The 18,402-nt window shown below is 69.5% G+C and carries 13 protein-coding genes; 5 read left to right on the top strand and 8 right to left on the bottom strand.

The genetic code is table 11. The features are described 5' to 3' along the window. Positions 1–38 precede the first annotated feature (38 nt). Positions 39–2,003 carry an acetoacetate--CoA ligase gene (locus tag J2853_RS27410; protein ID WP_307562863.1) on the top strand — a complete coding sequence of 655 codons (1,965 nt, stop codon included), beginning with the start codon at positions 39–41 and terminating at the stop codon, positions 2,001–2,003. Positions 2,004–2,079: 76 nt separating this feature from the next. Here the strand turns inward: J2853_RS27410 and J2853_RS27405 are convergent, their stop codons facing one another. From J2853_RS27405 to J2853_RS27375, 7 genes are all read right to left on the bottom strand, one after another. Continuing rightward, complete coding sequence (locus J2853_RS27405) at positions 2,080–2,412, bottom strand: helix-turn-helix domain-containing protein (protein ID WP_307562861.1); 333 nt, start codon at positions 2,410–2,412, stop codon at positions 2,080–2,082. Then, on the bottom strand, positions 2,412–2,786 hold the full coding sequence (locus tag J2853_RS27400; protein WP_307562859.1) for a type II toxin-antitoxin system RelE/ParE family toxin: 375 nt from the start codon (positions 2,784–2,786) through the stop codon (positions 2,412–2,414). Before J2853_RS27400 ends, J2853_RS27405 begins: the two co-directional genes overlap by 1 nt. Positions 2,787–3,123: 337 nt before the next feature. After that, positions 3,124–4,530 carry an FAD-binding oxidoreductase gene (locus J2853_RS27395; protein WP_307562857.1) on the bottom strand — a complete coding sequence of 469 codons (1,407 nt, stop codon included), beginning with the start codon at positions 4,528–4,530 and terminating at the stop codon, positions 3,124–3,126. A gap of 323 nt (positions 4,531–4,853) precedes the next feature. Next, positions 4,854–6,308, bottom strand: a complete 1,455-nt coding sequence (locus J2853_RS27390; RefSeq protein ID WP_307562855.1) for an NADH-quinone oxidoreductase subunit NuoF family protein — start codon at positions 6,306–6,308, stop codon at positions 4,854–4,856. Further along, the gene (locus tag J2853_RS27385) at positions 6,305–7,039 is read right to left on the bottom strand and encodes a ferric reductase-like transmembrane domain-containing protein (protein WP_307562853.1); all 735 of its coding nucleotides are present in this window, start codon (positions 7,037–7,039) and stop codon (positions 6,305–6,307) included. Before J2853_RS27385 ends, J2853_RS27390 begins: the two co-directional genes overlap by 4 nt. Before the next feature lie 281 nt (positions 7,040–7,320). Then, positions 7,321–8,712, bottom strand: coding sequence for a DUF1996 domain-containing protein (locus J2853_RS27380; RefSeq protein WP_307562851.1), 1,392 nt, complete (start codon positions 8,710–8,712; stop codon positions 7,321–7,323). After that, a complete protein-coding gene (locus J2853_RS27375) occupies positions 8,709–9,413 on the bottom strand; it encodes a DUF4142 domain-containing protein (RefSeq protein ID WP_307562849.1) in 705 nt (234 codons plus the stop codon). Before J2853_RS27375 ends, J2853_RS27380 begins: the two co-directional genes overlap by 4 nt. A 394-nt stretch (positions 9,414–9,807) precedes the next feature. On the opposite strand from J2853_RS27375, the gene J2853_RS27370 reads away from it, so the two are divergent. The 3 genes from J2853_RS27370 to J2853_RS27360 all read left to right on the top strand — a co-directional run bounded on the left by J2853_RS27370 (position 9,808) and on the right by J2853_RS27360 (position 15,935). Beyond that, a complete protein-coding gene (locus J2853_RS27370; RefSeq protein ID WP_307562848.1) occupies positions 9,808–10,317 on the top strand; it encodes a sigma-70 family RNA polymerase sigma factor in 510 nt (169 codons plus the stop codon). A 23-nt stretch (positions 10,318–10,340) separates the two neighbouring features. Next, complete coding sequence (locus J2853_RS27365) at positions 10,341–10,520, top strand: zf-HC2 domain-containing protein (protein WP_307562846.1); 180 nt, start codon at positions 10,341–10,343, stop codon at positions 10,518–10,520. Positions 10,521–11,057: 537 nt separating this feature from the next. After that, a complete protein-coding gene (locus tag J2853_RS27360) occupies positions 11,058–15,935 on the top strand; it encodes an NAD-glutamate dehydrogenase (RefSeq protein WP_307562844.1) in 4,878 nt (1,625 codons plus the stop codon). Between the two features lie 139 nt (positions 15,936–16,074). Here J2853_RS27360 and J2853_RS27355 read toward each other — a convergent pair whose 3' ends face one another. Next, the gene (locus J2853_RS27355; RefSeq protein WP_307562842.1) at positions 16,075–17,127 is read right to left on the bottom strand and encodes a DUF8094 domain-containing protein; all 1,053 of its coding nucleotides are present in this window, start codon (positions 17,125–17,127) and stop codon (positions 16,075–16,077) included. Between the two features lie 96 nt (positions 17,128–17,223). On the opposite strand from J2853_RS27355, the gene prfB reads away from it, so the two are divergent. Beyond that, entirely contained in the window at positions 17,224–18,342 is a 1,119-nt protein-coding gene (prfB, locus tag J2853_RS27350; protein ID WP_307562840.1) for a peptide chain release factor 2, read from the top strand. The last annotated feature ends 60 nt before the right edge of the window (positions 18,343–18,402 follow it).

The following is an 18,402-nucleotide window of genomic DNA, read 5'->3' as shown; positions in this document are numbered from 1 at the left end:
GGGATGACATTCCGCCTGACCGCCGAGAGGATGGGGCCATGGTTGAGGAAGGTGCGCTGCTCTGGGAACCCACCCCGGAGGTCGTGAGGGACGCCAAGGTCACCCGTTACATGGAGTGGCTCGGACGTTCCGGTGACTACGAGTCCCTGTGGCGGTGGTCGGTGGATGCCCCGGCCGAGTTCTGGACGTCGGTCTGGGACTACTTCGAGATCGTCGGTGAGCGTGGTGACGGGCCCGTCGTCTCCGGCACGATGCCGGACGTCGAGTGGTTCGCCGGATCGACGCTGAACTACGCGGCCAACGCGCTGCGCAGGGCCGCCACCGATCCCGACCGGCCGGCCGTGGTGTTCCGCGACGAGTCGGGCGGGCGGCGGACGCTCACCCTGGGCGAGCTGGCCGGAGAGGTCGCGCGGGTTCGCGCCGGCCTGGCCGCGCTGGGCGTCGGCAAGGGTGACCGGGTCGCGGCGTACGCGCCGAACATCCCCGAGACGCTGGTGGCCTTCCTCGCCACCGCCTCCCTGGGCGCCGTCTGGTCCTCCTGCTCCCCGGACTTCGGCGCGCCGAGCGTGATCGACCGCTTCACGCAGATCGAGCCGAAGGTGCTCATCGCGGTGGACGGCTACGACTACAACGGCAGGCGGTTCGACCGCGCCCAGGTCGTCTCGGAGATCGCCGCCAAACTGCCGACCCTGGTCGCGCGGGTACGGATCTCCGCGCCGGGCACGGAGAAGACGTCCGGCGAGGACCCGGGGGGAGAGGGTCCGGCCTCCGGAGGCGGCAGCCGTACCCTGGACTGGGCGGATCTCCGGGCCTCCGGCGGACCGCTGTCCTTCGAGCCGGTGCCGTTCGACCATCCGCTCTGGATCGTCTACTCCTCCGGCACCACCGGGCTGCCCAAGCCGATCGTGCACGGTCACGGCGGCATCGTGCTGGAGCATCTCAAGGCGCTCTCCTTCCACCAGGACCTGGGCGAGGACGACGTCTTCTTCTGGTACACCACCACCGGCTGGATGATGTGGAACTACCTCATCGGCGGTCTGCTCGTCGGCTCGACGGTGCTGCTCTACGACGGTTCGGCCACCTACCCGGAGACCGGCGCGCTGTGGCGGCTGGCCGCCGAGGAGGGGGTCACCTACTTCGGCACCGGCGCCCCGTACGTGATCGCGTCCATGAAGGCGGACCTGAAGCCCTCGGGGCTGGACAGGCTGCGGGGCCTCGGCTCCACCGGCTCGCCGCTGCCGCCCGAGGGGTTCGCCTGGGTGCACGAGACGCTGCCGGACGTGCAGTTGGGCTCCTTCTCCGGCGGCACCGACGTGTGCACCGGTTTCGTCGGCGCCGTCCCGCTGCTCCCGGTCCGCGCGGGCGTGATCCCCTGCGCCTGCCTGGGGGCGAAGGTGGAGTCCTTCGATCCCTCGGGCACGCCGGTGATCGGTGAGGTCGGCGAGCTGGTGGTGACCCAGCCGATGCCGTCGATGCCGGTGATGTTCTGGAACGACCCCGCCGGCTCGCGCTACCGGGAGAGCTACTACGCCGACTACCCCGGCGTGTGGCGGCACGGCGACTGGATCAAGTTCCTTCCTGACGGGGGATGCGTGATCTACGGCCGCTCCGACTCCACCCTGAACCGGGGCGGCGTCCGGATGGGCACCAGCGAGTTCTACCGCGTGGTCGAGCGCTTCGAGGAGATCGCCGACAGCCTGGTGATCGACACCGGTCAGCTCGGGCAGGAGGGCCGCCTGCTGCTCTACGTCACCATGGCCCCGGGCTCGGCCCTGACCGACGAGCTGATCACGCGCCTGCGCGGGGACCTGCGGGAGGCGCTCTCCCCCCGCCACGTGCCGAACGAGATCATCGAGGTTCCCGGCATCCCCCGGACCCTCAGCGGCAAGAAGCTGGAGGTCCCCATCCGCAAGATCCTCCTCGGCGTCCCCCCGGAGAAGGCCGCCAACCTCGACGCCATGGCCAACCCCGAGGTCCTGTCGCACTTCGTCCCGGTCGTCTGACCTGGTGCGGTTGCCCGTTGCGTGCCGCAACGGGCAACCGCCGAACAAACATGGCCGCCGGCCATCGCTCAGTCGCTCAGGCGACTTTCACGGAGTGGTCTCCGAAGTCGGCCACCACGTCCAGTGTCCCGCCCAAGGCGACAACGTAGGAGCGTAGGGTGTCCAGGCCGCCGATCTGGCCGTGTTCGATCTGAGACACGCGTGCCTGGGTGACGCCCATGCGTTCGGCGAGGAGCTTCTGGGTGATGCCCAGGCGCTTGCGTGCCTCGGCGAGCTGAGCGCCGCGCAGCTCTGCCCGAAGTTGCTCACGGCTGGCCTCACGGACAGCGACCCGCTCGGGGGAGTCCCAGTCAGGGTCGATCTCGCGGATTTTGGCCTTAGTGCTGGTCCACTTCACGAACTCGCTCATCAGCGTTCCTCCTTCTGCTTCTCGGCGCGGTATGCGGCATAACGTTCCTCCGCCAGGGGAATCGCCGTGCGGTACCACCGGTTCCATCCTCCGGCCTTGTCGCCGGCGACCAGCACGATTGCCTCTCGAGTGGGATCGAAGACGAACAACAGGCGGATCTCCGCTTCGCCGGGCACTCGGGGGCGTAGCTCTTTGAGGTCGTGCAGGACGCGGGAGTGGTGGATTCGATCGACCAGCGGGCGGCCGAGTTCCGGACCCTGAAGCGCGAGCTCGTCCAGGGCTTCTGCGATCTTCTCCGCAGTGATCGGGTCGTTCTTGCAGATGTCGAGAAACCAGGCGTTCACTTCGGTGTGCAGCGTGATCTCCCAGCTCATACTGCCGGTATAACGAATCCTTATATTAATCGAAGGCTGTAACGGAAACCATGTGGTGACTGATGTCCTGTTGCTCAGGAGCACTGGGCGGGTGGCGTGAATACTGATCGGGGCTTCGGCGAACTACCCCCGTCCACGCCAAGTCGCCGAAGGGCCAGTCTCGATGTCAGCTCCCCCAGGTAGCTCCCACTCTGGGCCCGGCGCCGTCAGAGATCACCGACGCCGATTTGATCGCGCAGTCGCAGGGCTGCCCCGAACGGTTCGGTGCCCTGTTTCGACCGGCACTTCGCTACAGCTGCTGTACTGATCACCCCTATGGGGGGCCGCAACACAGGAATCAGATTCCCTGGGGGAGGCGGAAGAGGCGGCCGGGGTCGCGGGCGGCCTTGATCTGGGAGAGCCGGGCGGCGTTCGCGCCGTAGTAGGCGGTGCGCCAGCCGCTGAGCCCCGGGTCGATGTAGTTCACGTAGGCGTGGTCGCCGAAGTGGGGGCGCATCGCGTCGTGAGCTTTCCTGGCCCAGGTGGCGGCTCCGGCGCGATGGGCGTAGTACTGCACGCTGTAGAGGGCGGCCCGGTGCGGGAAGGCCGTGGCCTCCGGGCGGACCCGTCCGACGGCGCCGCCCAGGGCGTCCAGCAGCACGGTGTGGCTGCCGGGCCGGGCGACCTCGGCGACGAGGGCCTTGGCGCCGGCCTCGGACAGCGGGCGGTAGGCCATGTGCGACGTGGCCCGCGAGTCGTCCCTGGACAGTTTGCCGCCGCGGGCCTGTCCCGGCAGGGATCCGGGCTGGTGGCACTGGGCGACCGAGAGCGTGGCGCAGCCCGCCATGACCATCATCGCGTGGCGGTAGGAGGTCTGCCGGACGGAGGAGGAAGAGGTCGCGCCGATCTTGTCCGTCAGCCGGTCGAGCAGTCGCTCGCAGGCGGCCTTGCCACCGAGGTAGAGCCCGACGACCTCCACGTCCAGCCCGTTCTCACGGCTCAGGTGCAGGCCGGACCACATCGCGTCCGGGGCGGTGGGCGCCCATGCCTGCCAGGCTCGCAGGGCCTTGGCGGCCTTCGCCCACGGCCAGTGCAGGAAGAAGGTGGTGACCTCCCGCGTGGGGTGGGTCCGGAAGCCGAAGGAGACCGCCACCCCGAGGTTGCCCCCGCCGCCGCCGCGCGAGGCCCAGTACAGATCGGGATTGTGATCGGCGTCGCAGGTCAGCAGCCGGCCGTCGGCCGTGACCAGCTGGACCGACTCCAGCACGTCACAGGTCAGACCGTACTTCCTGGACACCACGCCGATCCCGCCGCCCAGCGCCAGCCCGCTCACCCCGACCGTGGCGCAGGTCCCGGCGGGGATGCTGACCCCTTTGGAAGCCAGCTTGTCGTAGACGTCGATGAGCTTGGCCCCGGCCCCGACGGTCGCCCGGCCGGACGCGTGGCTCACCGCGGCCATCCGGGAGACGTCGACGACCAGGCCGGTCCCGGTGGACCAGCCCGCGTAGGAGTGCCCGCCGGAGCGTACGGCCAGCGGCACGTTCATCCGGCGGGCGAAGTTCACGCACTCGGCCACGTCGGAGGGGTTGGCGCAGTAGGCCACGCCCGCGGGGCGCACGCCGTCGAAGGCGGGGTTGAACAGCCGGCGGGCGCTGTCGTAGGCGGCGTCGCCAGGACGGATGAGCTTGCCGTCCAGCCCTCGTCCCAGCGCGTTCCAGTCGGGCGCGCCGGGGGAGGCCGTGGCACCCAGGCTCATGGCGGTCATGCCTCCGATTCTGAGGAACGTGCGCCTGTCCGGAACGGCCCGCATATTTTTCTCCCCGAGAGTCAGGTGTCGCTGCCCGTTGAGACGGCCGGCAGGCCACTTCGGTTGGTCACATTCGCGTCACGTCAGGGAACGGATCTCCGAGCCCGCACCCGCCGAGAACCCGGCCGCCGGTCCGCGGTGCCTTCGGGGTGGAGGTCCTTCGGGCTCACGCGTGCCGGGAACCCGGCCGACGGTCCATGGCGCCTCCGGGCGGAGATCACCCCTTCGTGGAGACGACCCGTCGAGACCCACCGGCCGGCTCGACCGATCGTGGCCGGAGATCACCCGGTGGCGACTCGCAGGGCCAGGGCGGGGCACATCTCGACGGTCCTGCGAGCCATCCGGCGGAACTGGTTGGGGACGGCCTCGCGGCTGAGCACCGGGTAACCGTGCTCGTCGAGATGGATGAGGTCGGGGGCGAGCTTGGCGCACAGCCCGTGGCCCTGGCACCGGGTCCAGTCCACGGTCAGCCGGACCTCGGGATCGTTCTCCTGCGGAGGCAGGGGGAGCATGCCCTGGACCGGGCGGCCGCACGTGCCGTTGAGGATGTGCTCCTCGATGTCGTCGGGGAAGGCGCCCAGCGCCGACAGCACGAACCGGGACGTCCCGTCGGGGTGGAAGCACGCACCCCTTCCCTTGACCCCCGCGGCCCTGTGGCGCAGCTCGTCCAGGGCCGCGGCCGAGCCGTTCACGATCTCGGCCATCGACCGGGCGACGTCCGGGAGCCCGAGCCGGCACGGCCCGCACTGTCCCGACGACTGCTCGGCCAGGTACTTCGCGACCCTTGCCGTCTCACCCAGCGGGCAGGTCTCCGCACCGAGCGGCACGATGATGCCGGCCCCGAGCTGCCCGCCCGCGTCGGTGATGCCCTGCCGGGAGACGGTCGCCACGACGGCGGCGTCCGGGTGGAGCCATCCACCGTGATACCCGCCGAGCAGCACGCCCTCGCCGAGTGAGGCCTGGCAGGCGTCCAGCACGGCGTACAGCGGCGTGCCGGTCGCGACCTCCACCACGGCCGGGGCCTTGGCGGACCCTCCCACGGTGAGCAGGACCGTCCCGGGCTCGCGAGCCGTGCCGACGTCGGCGTAGCGCTCGGAGCCCAGGGTGGCGAGGACGGCGAGCTGGGCGAAGGTCTCGGCGTTGGACAGCAGGGTGGGCAGCCCGCTCACCCCGCTCTCGACGGCCCTGACCTTGCGGCCCGGGGGCTCGCCCACCAGGCCGTTCACCGAACGGACCAGTGCGCCGCCCTCGCCGGAGATGAACCGTTCGACGATGCCGACGACGCGGACCCGGTCGCCGACGCCCCGCTCCTCGACCGCGGCGGCGATCGAGGACTCGCCCATCCCGCCCTTGACGGCCGCGATCACGATCCGCTTGGCGTTGATCGCGCCCGCCGCGAGCAACGCGCCCTCGATCACCAGGTGGGGGGTCCGGGTGAGCAGCATCGTGTCCTTGCTGCTCGCCGGTTCGCCCTCGGCGGCGTTGACGAGGACGACCTTCTCCGAGCGCTTGTCCATCACGGCGCGGAGCTTGCGGGCGAAGGGGAACGCGGCGCCTCCCCGTCCGCGGAGGTCGACCTCGTCGGCCAGCGCCGCGAGTTCCTCCGCGCTCATGCTCGCCGCCGTGCCGTGCATGGCCCGGTGGGCGGCGAGGTCCATCCTGCGGCGGTCCTCAAGCCCGGCGGTCAGCCGGGCCGGGCCGAGTTGCCGCACAGGGGGGACTCGATAGGGGATCATCCGACACCTCCGATCCGGTGAAGCTCGGGCTGTTCCTCGCGCTCCCGGCGTGGGACGCGGCCGACGATGCTGAGGGGCGGGGTCACGTCCGCGGCGACGGGCTGTTCCACCGGCGCCTCGATGCGGACGACGACCTGCCTGGGCTGGAGGGCGGAGATCATCCTGATCAGCAGGGCGGCGCCCACGGCGGTCAGGCAGACCACGTAACTCCAGGTCACCCATTCGGCGGGCTGGCGGCCCGCGGTGAGCCCGTGCAGGATCGCGGCCGGCCACGCCAGGTAGGCGGAGCCGTGCAGGAACCTCCAGAGCCACGGCCTGCGGTTCTCCGCGAAGCTCGCCCGGGCGATCCCGGTCGCGAAGACCAGGATCATCAGGTCGGAGGCGATCGCGCCGAAGCCGACGTAGAGGCCCGGTCCCGCGGTCGCCGTCGGGACCACGGCGGAGGCCGGGGAGACCCTGCCCTCCACGATCTTCATGAGCACGTGGGTGGCCAGGAAGCCCATGCCCACCAGCGCGGCGGCCCGGTGGGCGAACTGGGTACGGATCCTCCCCAGGGCGGGGAGGACGACACGATCCGCGGAGAGCAGGCCGAGCGCCACGGTGACGGTCAGCGCGACGAGGGCCGCCACGCCCGCGAAGAACGAGAGAACTCCACGGACGGCCGCGGCCATGTCCATGCCCGCCGGCGTGCGCGCCAGCATGAGCAGGGCGACCACGGAAATCGTGGTCACGGCGCCGAAGGCGATCCGAGCGGGCCTGCGATCAAGGCTCGTTCCGTCCTCTGATCGGGTATGGCGTGGAGTCCGTCGATTACCCACCAGCGCCTCCTTTCTGGAAATTTCCATGAATCGGCTCGATGACGTGTGCGTGTTGCGGGTGGGGGCCGTGTTTCCACAGGGCCGCGGGGCTGCCGGCCAGCGGATCAGTGGGCCGGGGAATGCCGCTCCCCCGTCTCCGCCGGGACTCGGGTTGAAGGAGGCGGAGACGGGGGAGCGGCCGTCCTGAGGGTGGATCAGCAGCGCCGTCCCCGGTTGATGCAGTCCACCGCGAACCGCATCAGCTGGTTCGACATCACGTTCGCGAAGTCGCCGTGGTCGGTGACGGGGTTGTGGAGCTGCTCGGGGAAGGCGTCCAGCGCGAAGGACGCCGTACGCGGAGTGGTGTAGGTCAGGGTCATCCGGAGCTGCGGGACCGCCCTGGTGCCCGAGGGGCAGGCGCCGTTCGCGTCGGGGAAGAGCACGTGGGTGCGGTGGTTGGCGCTGTCGGTGTTCTGGCCGTCCCAGCAACTGGGGAAGTCCAGGATCCGCAGGAGCCGGCTGCCGCGGGGGCAGAGCGGATACTTGGTGGTCACCCGGTTGCCGAATCCCGTGCAGCTCCACTTGGCGAGGGCGTTCGCGCCGCCGTTCGTGGCGGCCTTGGCGTCACCGGTGATGATCCGGATGAACCTGGGCATCGCGGTGACCTTGGACACCGGGTTCCCCCGGAACTGCAGGCTCACCTGGCGGGGGGTCATGATGCTGCCGACGTTGCCGTCCGCGTCGTCGGCGTTGGTGTCGTTCGTACGGTCGCGCAGGACCGGCCAGAAGTAGGTCGAACGGTCGCCCAGCGCGCACGTGGTTCCCGCCGCGGCCAGGGACTGGTCGGTGGAGAACCCGTCGGTGGACAGGTTGCCGACGTAGTCGTGCACGTGGTGGGCGCCGTTGCTCACCCCCGGGGCCACGATGAAGTTGTCGGAGTTGTGGTGGCGGTTCTCGTTCCGGCCGCACCGGGAGGTGAAGGTGCCCGAGGAACCCCGGCGCTGGGTCCGGACCTCCTGGAAGTTCCGCTGGACCTGCCTGATGTCGATGAAGTCCTCGGGGAACGGGCCGAGGTCGGCGCACTCCGCCGCTTCCTCGTCCTCGTCGGGCGCGGGGGGCTCGGAGGGCGCGGGCTCGGAGGGCGTGGGCGCGGGGGACTCGGAGGGCGCGGGGGTGGGGGACGCGGAGGGAGGGGCCTGGGTGGGCGTACGGCCGGGCGTCTGGGTGGGCCGGCGGCGGGAGAGCGACTCGTCGGCGGGCTCGTCCTCGGGCGCCTGGGTGGGAGAGGTCTCGGGGGCCTCGCCGGTCTCGGGGGAAGGCGCCCGGGTGGGTGAGGCCTGGTTGACCGCTCCTCCCGCGGGGGGAAGGTCCTGCGCGGCGGGGTCCTGCGCGGGAGCGTCCTGCGCGGGTTGATCCGGCCGGCCCTGCTCCTGTTGGTCCTGGCCCTGCCGGTCCTGGTTCTGCTGCCTCTGGGCCTGGCTCTGGCCCTGCTCGGCGGGATCGCAGTGATCACCGAAGGCGGGGACCGTACTCACCGTGATCGTGACGGCGGTGAGTGTGCTGGCGGCCAGTGCCAGCGCGGACATGGTGACGAACGCGCGTTTCAAGAGATTTCTCTCCTCACAGGTGTGTCGAGAGCAGCCGTGGCGGGCGGCGGTGACGGGGCCGGAGGCTCGGGCAGGAGCGAGTAGTCGACCAGCCCGGTGCTCTCCAGCAAGGCCATGTGCTTCATGACCACGTTCACCGCCCGCTGGGCGAAGGGTCGGATCAGGTCGTTACGGGTGCCGGCGCGTATCCCGGCGACCACCCCGAAGACCTTTCCGTGGGCCTGCCTGAGCAGTTGGGCGAAAGTGCGGTCGTATTCGGAGCCGGAAAGGCTCGACAGCTGTGCCATCCAGCCCTGCTGGTCGGCGTTGGGCTGGCTGGGCAGCACCACGTTCAGCCGGGCCGCGACGTCGCGGACCTCCTCGTCGAGCTTGAGGTGGTCGGTCATCAGGTGCATGCCGACCTCCTTGACCCGCTTGTTCCCCGCTCTTTGCTGGGCCTGCTGGCCGGTGGGTATCTCCCAGAGACCGGCCATGCGGACCTTGGCGAGGAAGTCGCGGTCGGCTGGGCTCAGCGGCCCGTGGGACGTCTGGGTCCAGCCCTGAGGGGTGGCGGAGGTGGAGGAGGAGCCGCCGGGCGGGGTCAGCACCACGACCGCCACGGCGGCGATCGCGATGAAGATTCCGAACAGCAGCGCCTCTCCGGTCCCGAAGCGGCGGCGTAGTTTGCCGAACACGGTCCGGCCCGGTCGCCTAGTGGCCATCCGTGGCCGGAGGCTTCCCAGCCCGCGGCCCGCCGTCCGTGAACCACGTGCCGCAGACGCTCCGGCCTGCGCCTTCCTCCGTGTCCTGAGTGGTGGTGGGAACCGCGTAAGCGTCTCCTACGGTGGAACCCTCGCCGAGTGCGGCGAGGAGGGGGAGGGCGAGGACGGTTCCGACCGGCCATGGGATGTGCCGCACTGCCATGGTCTTTCCTTCCCCGAGGACCCGCCGGTGCGGGCGCACTTGGTGGGAGGTACGCGGCGTCACCAAGGGAGGTTCATAGGAAGTGATGAGATAGTTAGAAATAACTGGAGTTGCCAGAGTTGCAGACGTGACTGATAACGAAGGTGTAAAGATGTGCCCGTGCGTCGTCAACTCGACAGTCGGTTCGAGAGCATGGACACCGATGTCGTCCTGGTAGAAGGTCTGTACCGGGAGTTCGGTGCTCCTCTGCTCCGGCATGTACGCAAGGCCACAGGCAATGATCTGCAATGGGCCGAGGACGTCGTCCAGGAGACGCTCGTCCGCGCCTGGCGCAACGCAGGGAGGTTGCATCGGGAGCCTGGTCTGTTGTGGGCCTGGCTCCTCACCGTCGCCCGCCGTATCGTCATCGACGGCCGCCGCAAGCGAGGGGCGAGACCGCAGGAGGTCGAGCCGCCCGACGCGAACGCCGTTCCCGTGCCCGACGGATCGGATCGGACGATCGAGACGATGATCGTCGCCGATGCGTTGCGCGAACTGTCTCCAGAACACCGCGAAGTCATCGAGCACACTTACCTACGGGACCGTACGATTAACGAAGCGGCGGAAATTCTTGGGATTCCGCCGGGCACGGTCAAGTCCCGGCTCTACTACGGGATCCGGGCTCTCCGAAAGGTCCTGAAGGAGAGAGGTGTTGCGAGCTGATGTTCCCCTCCCCGCATCATGATGTGGCCGCATACGCCCTCGGGGTGCTCGACGAAGAGGATCACGAGGTGTTCGAGCGCCACCTCATGGCGTGCGAGGAGTGCCAGCTCGAGCTCCGGGAACTGAGTGAGGTTCCCGGATTCCTCGACGCTGTGCGGCGGGACCGCTCCAACGATCTGAACGAGGACCGGACGCCACATTGACGTTTTGCCACTTTTCAGGTGGTATCAGGAGCGGCGCCATGTCTCGGTCAATGGGGATCGAGACAGGTTGCCTCTGGAGGTGTCGTGCCGCGGGCCATGCCCGGTGGGCGGAGGTTCGGTACCGGCGAGACCGAACTCGTTCGGTTGCGCCGCGACCTTTCCGACCCCACCCTGTGGGATGCTGGTCCTACCGCCTCCCCCCAGCAAGAACTCGCCGTCTCCGACCACGAGATCGCCGGTTCTCCGCCGGCAATGGCGAGGGAACGCGGGTCACATGCCGACTCGCGGCAACCATTCAGACATCCGTTCACGCATGGCGAGACAACCCTCGTGTGGCGGGTCTGCCGTGTTCCGACGGCTGGGCAGTGGAGAACCGGGCGGCTGAACGGGTACAAGTACGGGTAATTCGTTCGATAGAGGCGCCGGCATCTCGGAGGGGGCTCACCCCACGCCACCTTCCTCACCATGGAATTTATGGGCTTGGCCATGGATTCCTATCAAATGTGCAACAACCCCTCACAAAGGAGTGAGAGCGACATGCCGCTCGACGAGGCGAAGGACGAGCTGCTGAGGAGTGCCGCCGAGATGTGCGCGCACACACCGGGCAGCGACCACGTGAGTGATGAGGAGGCACTCGCCTTTCTCAGGCTCTACTACCGGCATGTCGCCCCAGAGGACCTGCTGAGCCGCAACCCGGTTGATGTGTACGGCCCGGCGATGGCTCAGCGGCAGCTTGCCGAGAAGCGCCCCCAGGGCCGTGCCCTGGTGCGGGCCTACACGCCGACCCTGGAGGAGCACGGCTGGGACCCGGGGGGCTCGGTCGTCGAGGTGGTCACCGACGACATGCCCTTCCTGGTCGACTCGGTCACGATGGAGTTCGACCGCCACCAGATCGGCACCCAGCTCGTCGTCCACCCGCAGATGCGCGTCCGCAGGGACATGACGGGCAAGCTGCTGGGCCGCGGCGAGGAGGACATCACCGGGCAGGTGCTCCCCGAGTCCTGGATGCACTTCGAGATCGACCGGCAGAACGACCCGGCCGTGCTCAAGCAGCTGGAGACCGACCTCCAGCGGGTCCTGGAGGACGTGCGCAACGCCGTCGAGGACTTCGTCAAGATGCGCGCCCTCGCCCTGCGGACCGCGGAGGACGTCTCGGCCAACCCGCCGCCGCTCGACCCCACGGGGGTGGCGGACAGCCTGGAGCTGATGCGCTGGCTGGCCGACGGGCACTTCACCTTCCTCGGCTACCGCGAGTACCGCCTGGAGGAGGGCGAGGAGGGCGACCGGCTGCACCCGATAGCCGGTACGGGCCTCGGCATCCTCCGCCACGACAAGGTGGGTTCCGACAGCTTCGCCGCGCTCCCTCCCGAACTGCGTGCCAAGGCCCGTGAGAAGCAGCAGATGCTGATCATCACCAAGGCCAACACCCGCGCCACCGTTCATCGCCCGGCCTATCTCGACTACGTGGGCGTGAAGCTCTTCGACGCCTCGGGCGAGGTCGTCGGCGAGCGGCGCTTTCTCGGCCTCTTCACCCACGTGGCCTACAACGAGTCGATCTCCCGTATCCCGGTGCTCCGGCGCAAGCTGGCAGAGGTCCTCGAACTGGCGGGGCTGGACGCCGAGAGCCACGACGGCAAGGACCTCATCGAGATCCTGGAGACCTTCCCCCGAGACGAGCTCTTCCAGACCTCGGTGGAACAGCTGCTGCCGATCGCGCTCGGCGTGCTCCTGCTGCGCGAGCGCAAGCAGGTCAAGGTCTTCCTCCGCCCGGACGACTACGGCCGTTACATCTCGTGCCTGATCTACCTTCCGCGCGACCGCTACACCACCAAGATCCGCCTCAAGATGCAGGAGGTCCTGCTCAAGGCGGTCGGCGGGACCTCCTTCGACTACAGCGCGATGATCGGCGAGTCGGCCCTCGCCCGGCTGCACGTGGTCGTGCGCGGCGAGCGGGGCAAGCCGCTGACCGCCGGCGCGGTGAACGTCGAGGAGCTTGAGACGAAGCTGGCCGCGGCCACCCGCTCCTGGGAGGACGACCTGGCCACGGCCATCACCGAGCTGAGCTCGGAGGAGGAGGCGCCCCGGCTCGTCCGCCGGTACGCCACGGCGTTCCCGGAGGGCTACAAGGCCGACTTCCCCGCCCGGATGGCGGTCGCCGACCTGCGCCGCCTGGAGGCGCTGGCCAGCTCCTCCGACGAGATCGGGATGAACCTCTACGAGCCGTACGACTCGGCGGAGGGCGAGCGCCGGTTCAAGCTCTACCGGATCGGCGCGCCGATCTCCCTGTCCCGCGTGCTGCCGCTGCTCCAGCGGATGGGCGTCGAGGTGGTCGACGAGCGGCCGTACGAGATCGACCGCGACAACCGCCCGGAGACCAAGGACGCCTGGATCTACGACTTCGGCCTGCGTTACACCCCCTCGTCGGAGGTGGACAGGGACGAGTTCAAGCGGCTCTTCCAGGACGCCTTCGGTGCGCTGTGGTACGGGCAGGTCGAGAGCGACGGGTTCAACGGGCTCGTCCTGGCGGCGGGGCTGACCTGGGAGCAGGCCGAGATCCTGCGGGTCTACGCCAAGTATCTGCGCCAGGCCGGGACCACGTTCAGCCAGGCCTACATCGAGCGGGTGCTGCTGGGCAACGTACGGCTCGCGCGGCTGCTGGTGCGGCTGTTCGAGGTCAGGCTGGACCCCCGGCGCTCGGAGGAGGTCCGCTCCGAGCTGTGCGACGCGCTGCACGAGGAGATCCTGGGCGCCCTGGACGACGTGGCCTCCCTGGACGAGGACCGGATCCTGCGGGCCTACCTGGAGATGATCAGTGCCACCCTGCGGACGAACTACTACCAGACCGTGGACGGCCGGCGTAAGCCGTACATCAGCCTGAAGTTCGACTCGCCGTCGATCAGCGTGCTGCCGCTGCCCCGGCCGAGGTTCGAGGTCTTCGTCTACTCCCCGCGGGTCGAGGGCGTGCACCTGCGCTTCGGGAAGGTCGCCCGAGGCGGTCTGCGCTGGTCGGACCGCATGGAGGACTTCCGCACCGAGGTTCTCGGGTTGGTGAAGGCGCAGATGGTGAAGAACACCGTCATCGTTCCCACCGGCTCCAAGGGTGGCTTTGTCGTGAAAAATCCGCCTAAGTCGGGCTCACGGGAAGACACGCTGGTCGAGGGCATCGCCTGCTACCGGATGTTCATCTCCGGACTGCTGGACATCACCGACAACCTCGTCGACGGGCAGGTGGTCTCGCCCGCCGACGTGGTCAGGCACGACGAGGACGACACCTACCTCGTGGTCGCCGCCGACAAGGGCACCGCGACGTTCTCCGACATCGCCAACGGCGTGGCCAAGGAGTACGGCTTCTGGCTCGGCGACGCCTTCGCCTCGGGCGGCTCGATCGGCTACGACCACAAGGCCATGGGCATCACGGCGCGGGGCGCCTGGGAGTCGGTCAAGTACCACTTCCGCACGATCGGCGTGGACGTGCAGACCACCGACTTCACCGTGGCCGGCGTCGGAGACATGTCCGGCGACGTGTTCGGCAACGGCATGCTGCTCTCCCAGCACATCCGGCTGATCGCCGCCTTCGACCACCGGCACATCTTCATCGACCCCGACCCGGACGCCGCGCGCAGTTACGCCGAGCGCGCCCGGATGTTCGCGCTGCCGCGAAGCTCGTGGGCCGACTACGACGCCTCGCTCATCTCCAAGGGCGGCGGCGTCTGGTCCCGTACGGCCAAGGCGATCCCCGTCTCCCAGCAGATGCGCGTCGCGCTCGGCATCGCCGACGGGGTGACGTCGCTGGCCCCCAACGACCTGATCAGCGCCATCCTGCGGGCTCCGGTGGACCTGCTCTGGAACGGCGGCATCGGCACCTACGCCAAGGCGTCGAGCGAGTCGAACGCCGAGGTCGGCGACAAGGCGAACGACGGCCTGCGGGTCGACGCCTCCGAGCTGCGCTGCAAGGTGATCGGCGAGGGCGGCAACCTGGGCTTCACCCAGCTCGCCCGGATCGAGTTCGCGCTGAACGGCGGGCTCGTCAACCCCGACTTCATCGACAACTCCGCCGGGGTGGACACCTCCGACCACGAGGTCAACATCAAGATCCTGCTGGACCGGGCGGTCCGCGACGGAGAGCTCACCGACAAGCAGCGCAACCAGCTCTTCCTCGACATGACCGACGAGGTGGCGGATCTGGTCCTGCGGGACAACTACGACCAGAACGTGGTGCTGGCCGCGGCCCGCGCGCAGGCGCCGGAGATGCTGCACATCCACTCCCGCCAGCTGCGCAAACTGGAGCGGGCCGGACTGGTCAACCGGGAGCTGGAGTTCCTGCCGTCGGACAAGACGCTCGCCGAACGGCGTCAGGCCGGGCTCGGGCTGACCCCGCCGGAGTTCTCGGTGCTGCTGGCGTACACCAAGCTGGTGACGGACGCGGAGATCCTCGCCTCCGACCTGCCCGACGACCCCTATCTGGCGTCGTGGCTGGTGTCCTACTTCCCGTCGGCGCTGCGCCAGCGCCTGCGCACCTACATGGACACCCATCCGCTCCGCCGGGAGATCATCACGACCGGTGTGGTGAACGACCTGGTCAACTCCAGCGGCACCACCTTCATGTTCCGCATCGGCGAGGAGAGCGGCGCGTCGGCCCCGGACATCGTCCGCGCCTACCTGGTCACCCGCGAGGTCTTCGACCTGCCGAGTTTCTGGCGGCGGATCGAGGAGCTGGACAACAAGGTGGACACCTCCACCCAGATCGCGATGGAGCTGGAGGCCCGCAAGCTCGCCGAGCGAGGCAGCCGCTGGCTGCTGGGCAACCGGCGCTCGCCGCTGGACCTGGCCTCCACGGTGAGCTTCTTCGCCAAGGGCATGAACGGGCTCCTGCCCCACCTGCCCAAGCTGCTGACCGGGTCCGACCTGGCCGCGTTCGAGGACCGGCGTGACAGCTTCGTCGCCCGGGGCGTCCCCGCGGACCTGGCCGAGCGAGTGGCCGCGATGGTCCCCGCGTACTCCACGTTCGACCTGGTGGAGGTGGCCTCGCGTACCGGCCGGCCGGTGAACGAGGTGGCCGAGGTCTACTTCGACCTGGCCGACCGGCTCCAGCTCTCCAGGCTGCGCGAGCGCGTCATCGCGCTGCCCAGGGACAACCGCTGGAACTCCATGGCGCGGGCCGCGCTCCGTGACGATCTCTACGCCTCGCACGCCTCTCTCACCCACGACGTCCTGGTGCACAGCACGCCGGGGCTCGCGCCCGAGGAGCGGCTGGCGCGCTGGACCGAGGCGAACTCGGCGGCGGTGGCCAGGGCCAATCAGACCCTGTCGGAGATCTGGGAGAGCGACCACTTCGACCTGGCGACGTTGTCGGTGGCGCTGCGTGCGATCCGCACGCTGGTGGCCACCACCAACCTCCCGCACAGCGACATCTGACTCTGGCGGCCGGGCCCTCCAGACCGGAGGGCCCGGCCCGATCGGGAGCTCTGTTCCGGGCCGGTCGGGAGTTCCGGGCCGGCCGGGGTGTTCCGGCCGAGGAGGAGGACCCGGCCCGACCCGGGCCCGGCCTGCGGGCTCAGCTCACGGTCACCTTGGTGACGCCGCCGAGATAGCCGATGACCCTGGCCGGACCGCCGCTGTTCTTGGCCGGGACCGTGCTCACGTACTGCTGGGTCTCCACGGTGCGCAGTTCCTTGAGGACGAAGCTGTCCGAGGTCAGCTTCGCGAGGTTCGGCGGGACCTTGAAGTCCGCCGCGCACGGTCCGATCTTGACCGTCTGGGTCGTCGTCCTGATCAGTGAGTAGAGGATCAGCGCGCCGCCGTCGGCGGTGCGCAGTGCGTGCACCGGATAGTCGCTCGCGGCGAAGATCGAGTCATACCCCCGGCACTGCTGTTTCTCGGCCGCGCGCTTCTTCACGATCTCGGTGGCGTAGCCGGTGGTGTGGGGGCCGTCCTCGATCAGCCCGGCGGCGAAGCCCTCGGCGCCCTCCTCGGCGGAGGTGGCGTGGAGCGGGGCCATGAGCCGCGGGCTGATCTCCACGGTCGGGTCCTCCTCGCCCAGCGCGGTCACGTAGCCGTCGGCGTCCTTGGTGATCGCCGGTGCCCGGACCCCCGGGTCGAGCAGCGAGGTGGAGCTGAGCTGCCAGTCGTCCTGGCCCTGCCTCATCACGGTCAGTACGGCGAGGCGCGTCTTGCCGGCCGCGTCCTTGCGCCTGACGATCGCGGCGAACCAGGGAGTGCCTCCCTGGACCCTCGGGACCAGCAGGTCGGGTTTTCCCCAGGTGTATCGCGGGATCGTGTCGCCGTAGGCGGCCGCGGCGAGGGCCCTCTGCCCGTCGCGAGTCTGATCCAGGAGGTTCTTGCGGTCGGCGTCCTGATGCGGCGTCGCCGCTCCCAGCACCACGTCGGCGCTGATGATCCCCGCCAGTGCCTCGCCGGCGTCGGCCAGCGTGACCTGGGGCGCGGCGGCGGGAGGGGGGGCGACGGTGGGCACGGCGCTGCTGGCCGAGGGGGTCGGCTTCGGAGAGGCGTCGCCGCCCCCGCACGCCGCCGTGCCGATCAGGACGGTCAGGGCGGTCAGGACGCTCAAGGCGAGCGAGAGCAGGCCTCCTCGCCGATGTCCCCGCACGTCCGCCTCCCGATGGTCCCCGCGCGCCCATGCTAGCCATGGCACGGGTGCTTGCCGTACACAATGGGGCTTGGTGGTCGCGTACCCTTTGTAGACGTGGCACTCATCGACCCGGCAGAAGAGATAAACGAGCTTAGAGGCACGCTGAACAGTATTCAGGACGTGCTCGACCTCGACGCGATGCGCAAGCAGATCGAGGAGCTCGAGGATCAGTCCGCCGCACCGGACCTGTGGAACGACCAGGAACGGGCCCAGAAGGTCACCAGCAGGCTCTCCTACCTGCAGGGCGAGGTCAACAGGGTCGAGTCCCTGGGGCGGCGGCTGGAGGACCTGACCGTCCTCTACGAGCTGGCCGCCGCCGAAGACGACGAGGAGACCCGCGAGGAGGCCGAGCGCGAGCTGGCCTCCCTGAAGAGCGACGTCGGAGCCCTTGAGGTCCGCACCCTGCTCTCGGGCGAGTACGACGCCCGCGAGGCCGTCGTCACGATTCAGTCTCAGGCGGGCGGCGTGGACGCCGCCGACTGGGCCCAGATGCTCCAGCGGATGTATCTGCGGTGGGCCGAGCGCAAGGGCTACCCGACGGACGTCTACGAGACCTCCTACGCGGAGGAGGCCGGCATCAAGTCGACGACCTTCACCGTCAAGGCCCCCTACGCGTACGGCACGCTCCGCGGCGAGCACGGCACCCACCGCCTGGTCCGGATCAGCCCGTTCGACAACCAGGGCCGCCGCCAGACCTCCTTCGCGGGCGTGGACGTGGTGCCGGTCGTCGAGACGACCGACCACATCGACATCAACGAGGACGACCTGCGCGTCGACGTCTACCGGTCGTCGGGGCCCGGCGGTCAGGGCGTCAACACCACCGACTCCGCGGTCCGCCTGACCCACCTGCCCACCGGCATCGTGGTCTCCTGCCAGAACGAGCGATCGCAGCTGCAGAACAAGGCGACCGCGATGGCGGTCCTGCAGTCCAAGCTGCTGGAGCGCAAGCGGCAGGAGGAGGCCGCCGCGCTGAACGAGATCCGGGGTGAGTCCACCACCTCGTGGGGCACCCAGATCCGCAACTACGTGCTGCACCCCTACCAGATCGTGAAGGACCTGCGGACGGGCGCCGAGGCGGGCAACCCGAGCGCGGTGCTGGACGGCGACCTCGACGAGTTCATCGAGGCGGAGATCCGGTGGACCCGCCGCCAGGAGTCGGGCGCCGACGAGTAGGCGAGGCCGCCGGAAGGCGGACTGACACCGCCGTGAGCGGTCGTGAGGCGCCCCCACGGG

It is taken from the genome of Streptosporangium lutulentum (assembly GCF_030811455.1).
Lineage (GTDB): Bacteria > Actinomycetota > Actinomycetes > Streptosporangiales > Streptosporangiaceae > Streptosporangium > Streptosporangium lutulentum.
Note: the sequence above shows the minus strand (reverse complement) of the source record. Positions and strands in the feature narration are given on the sequence as shown.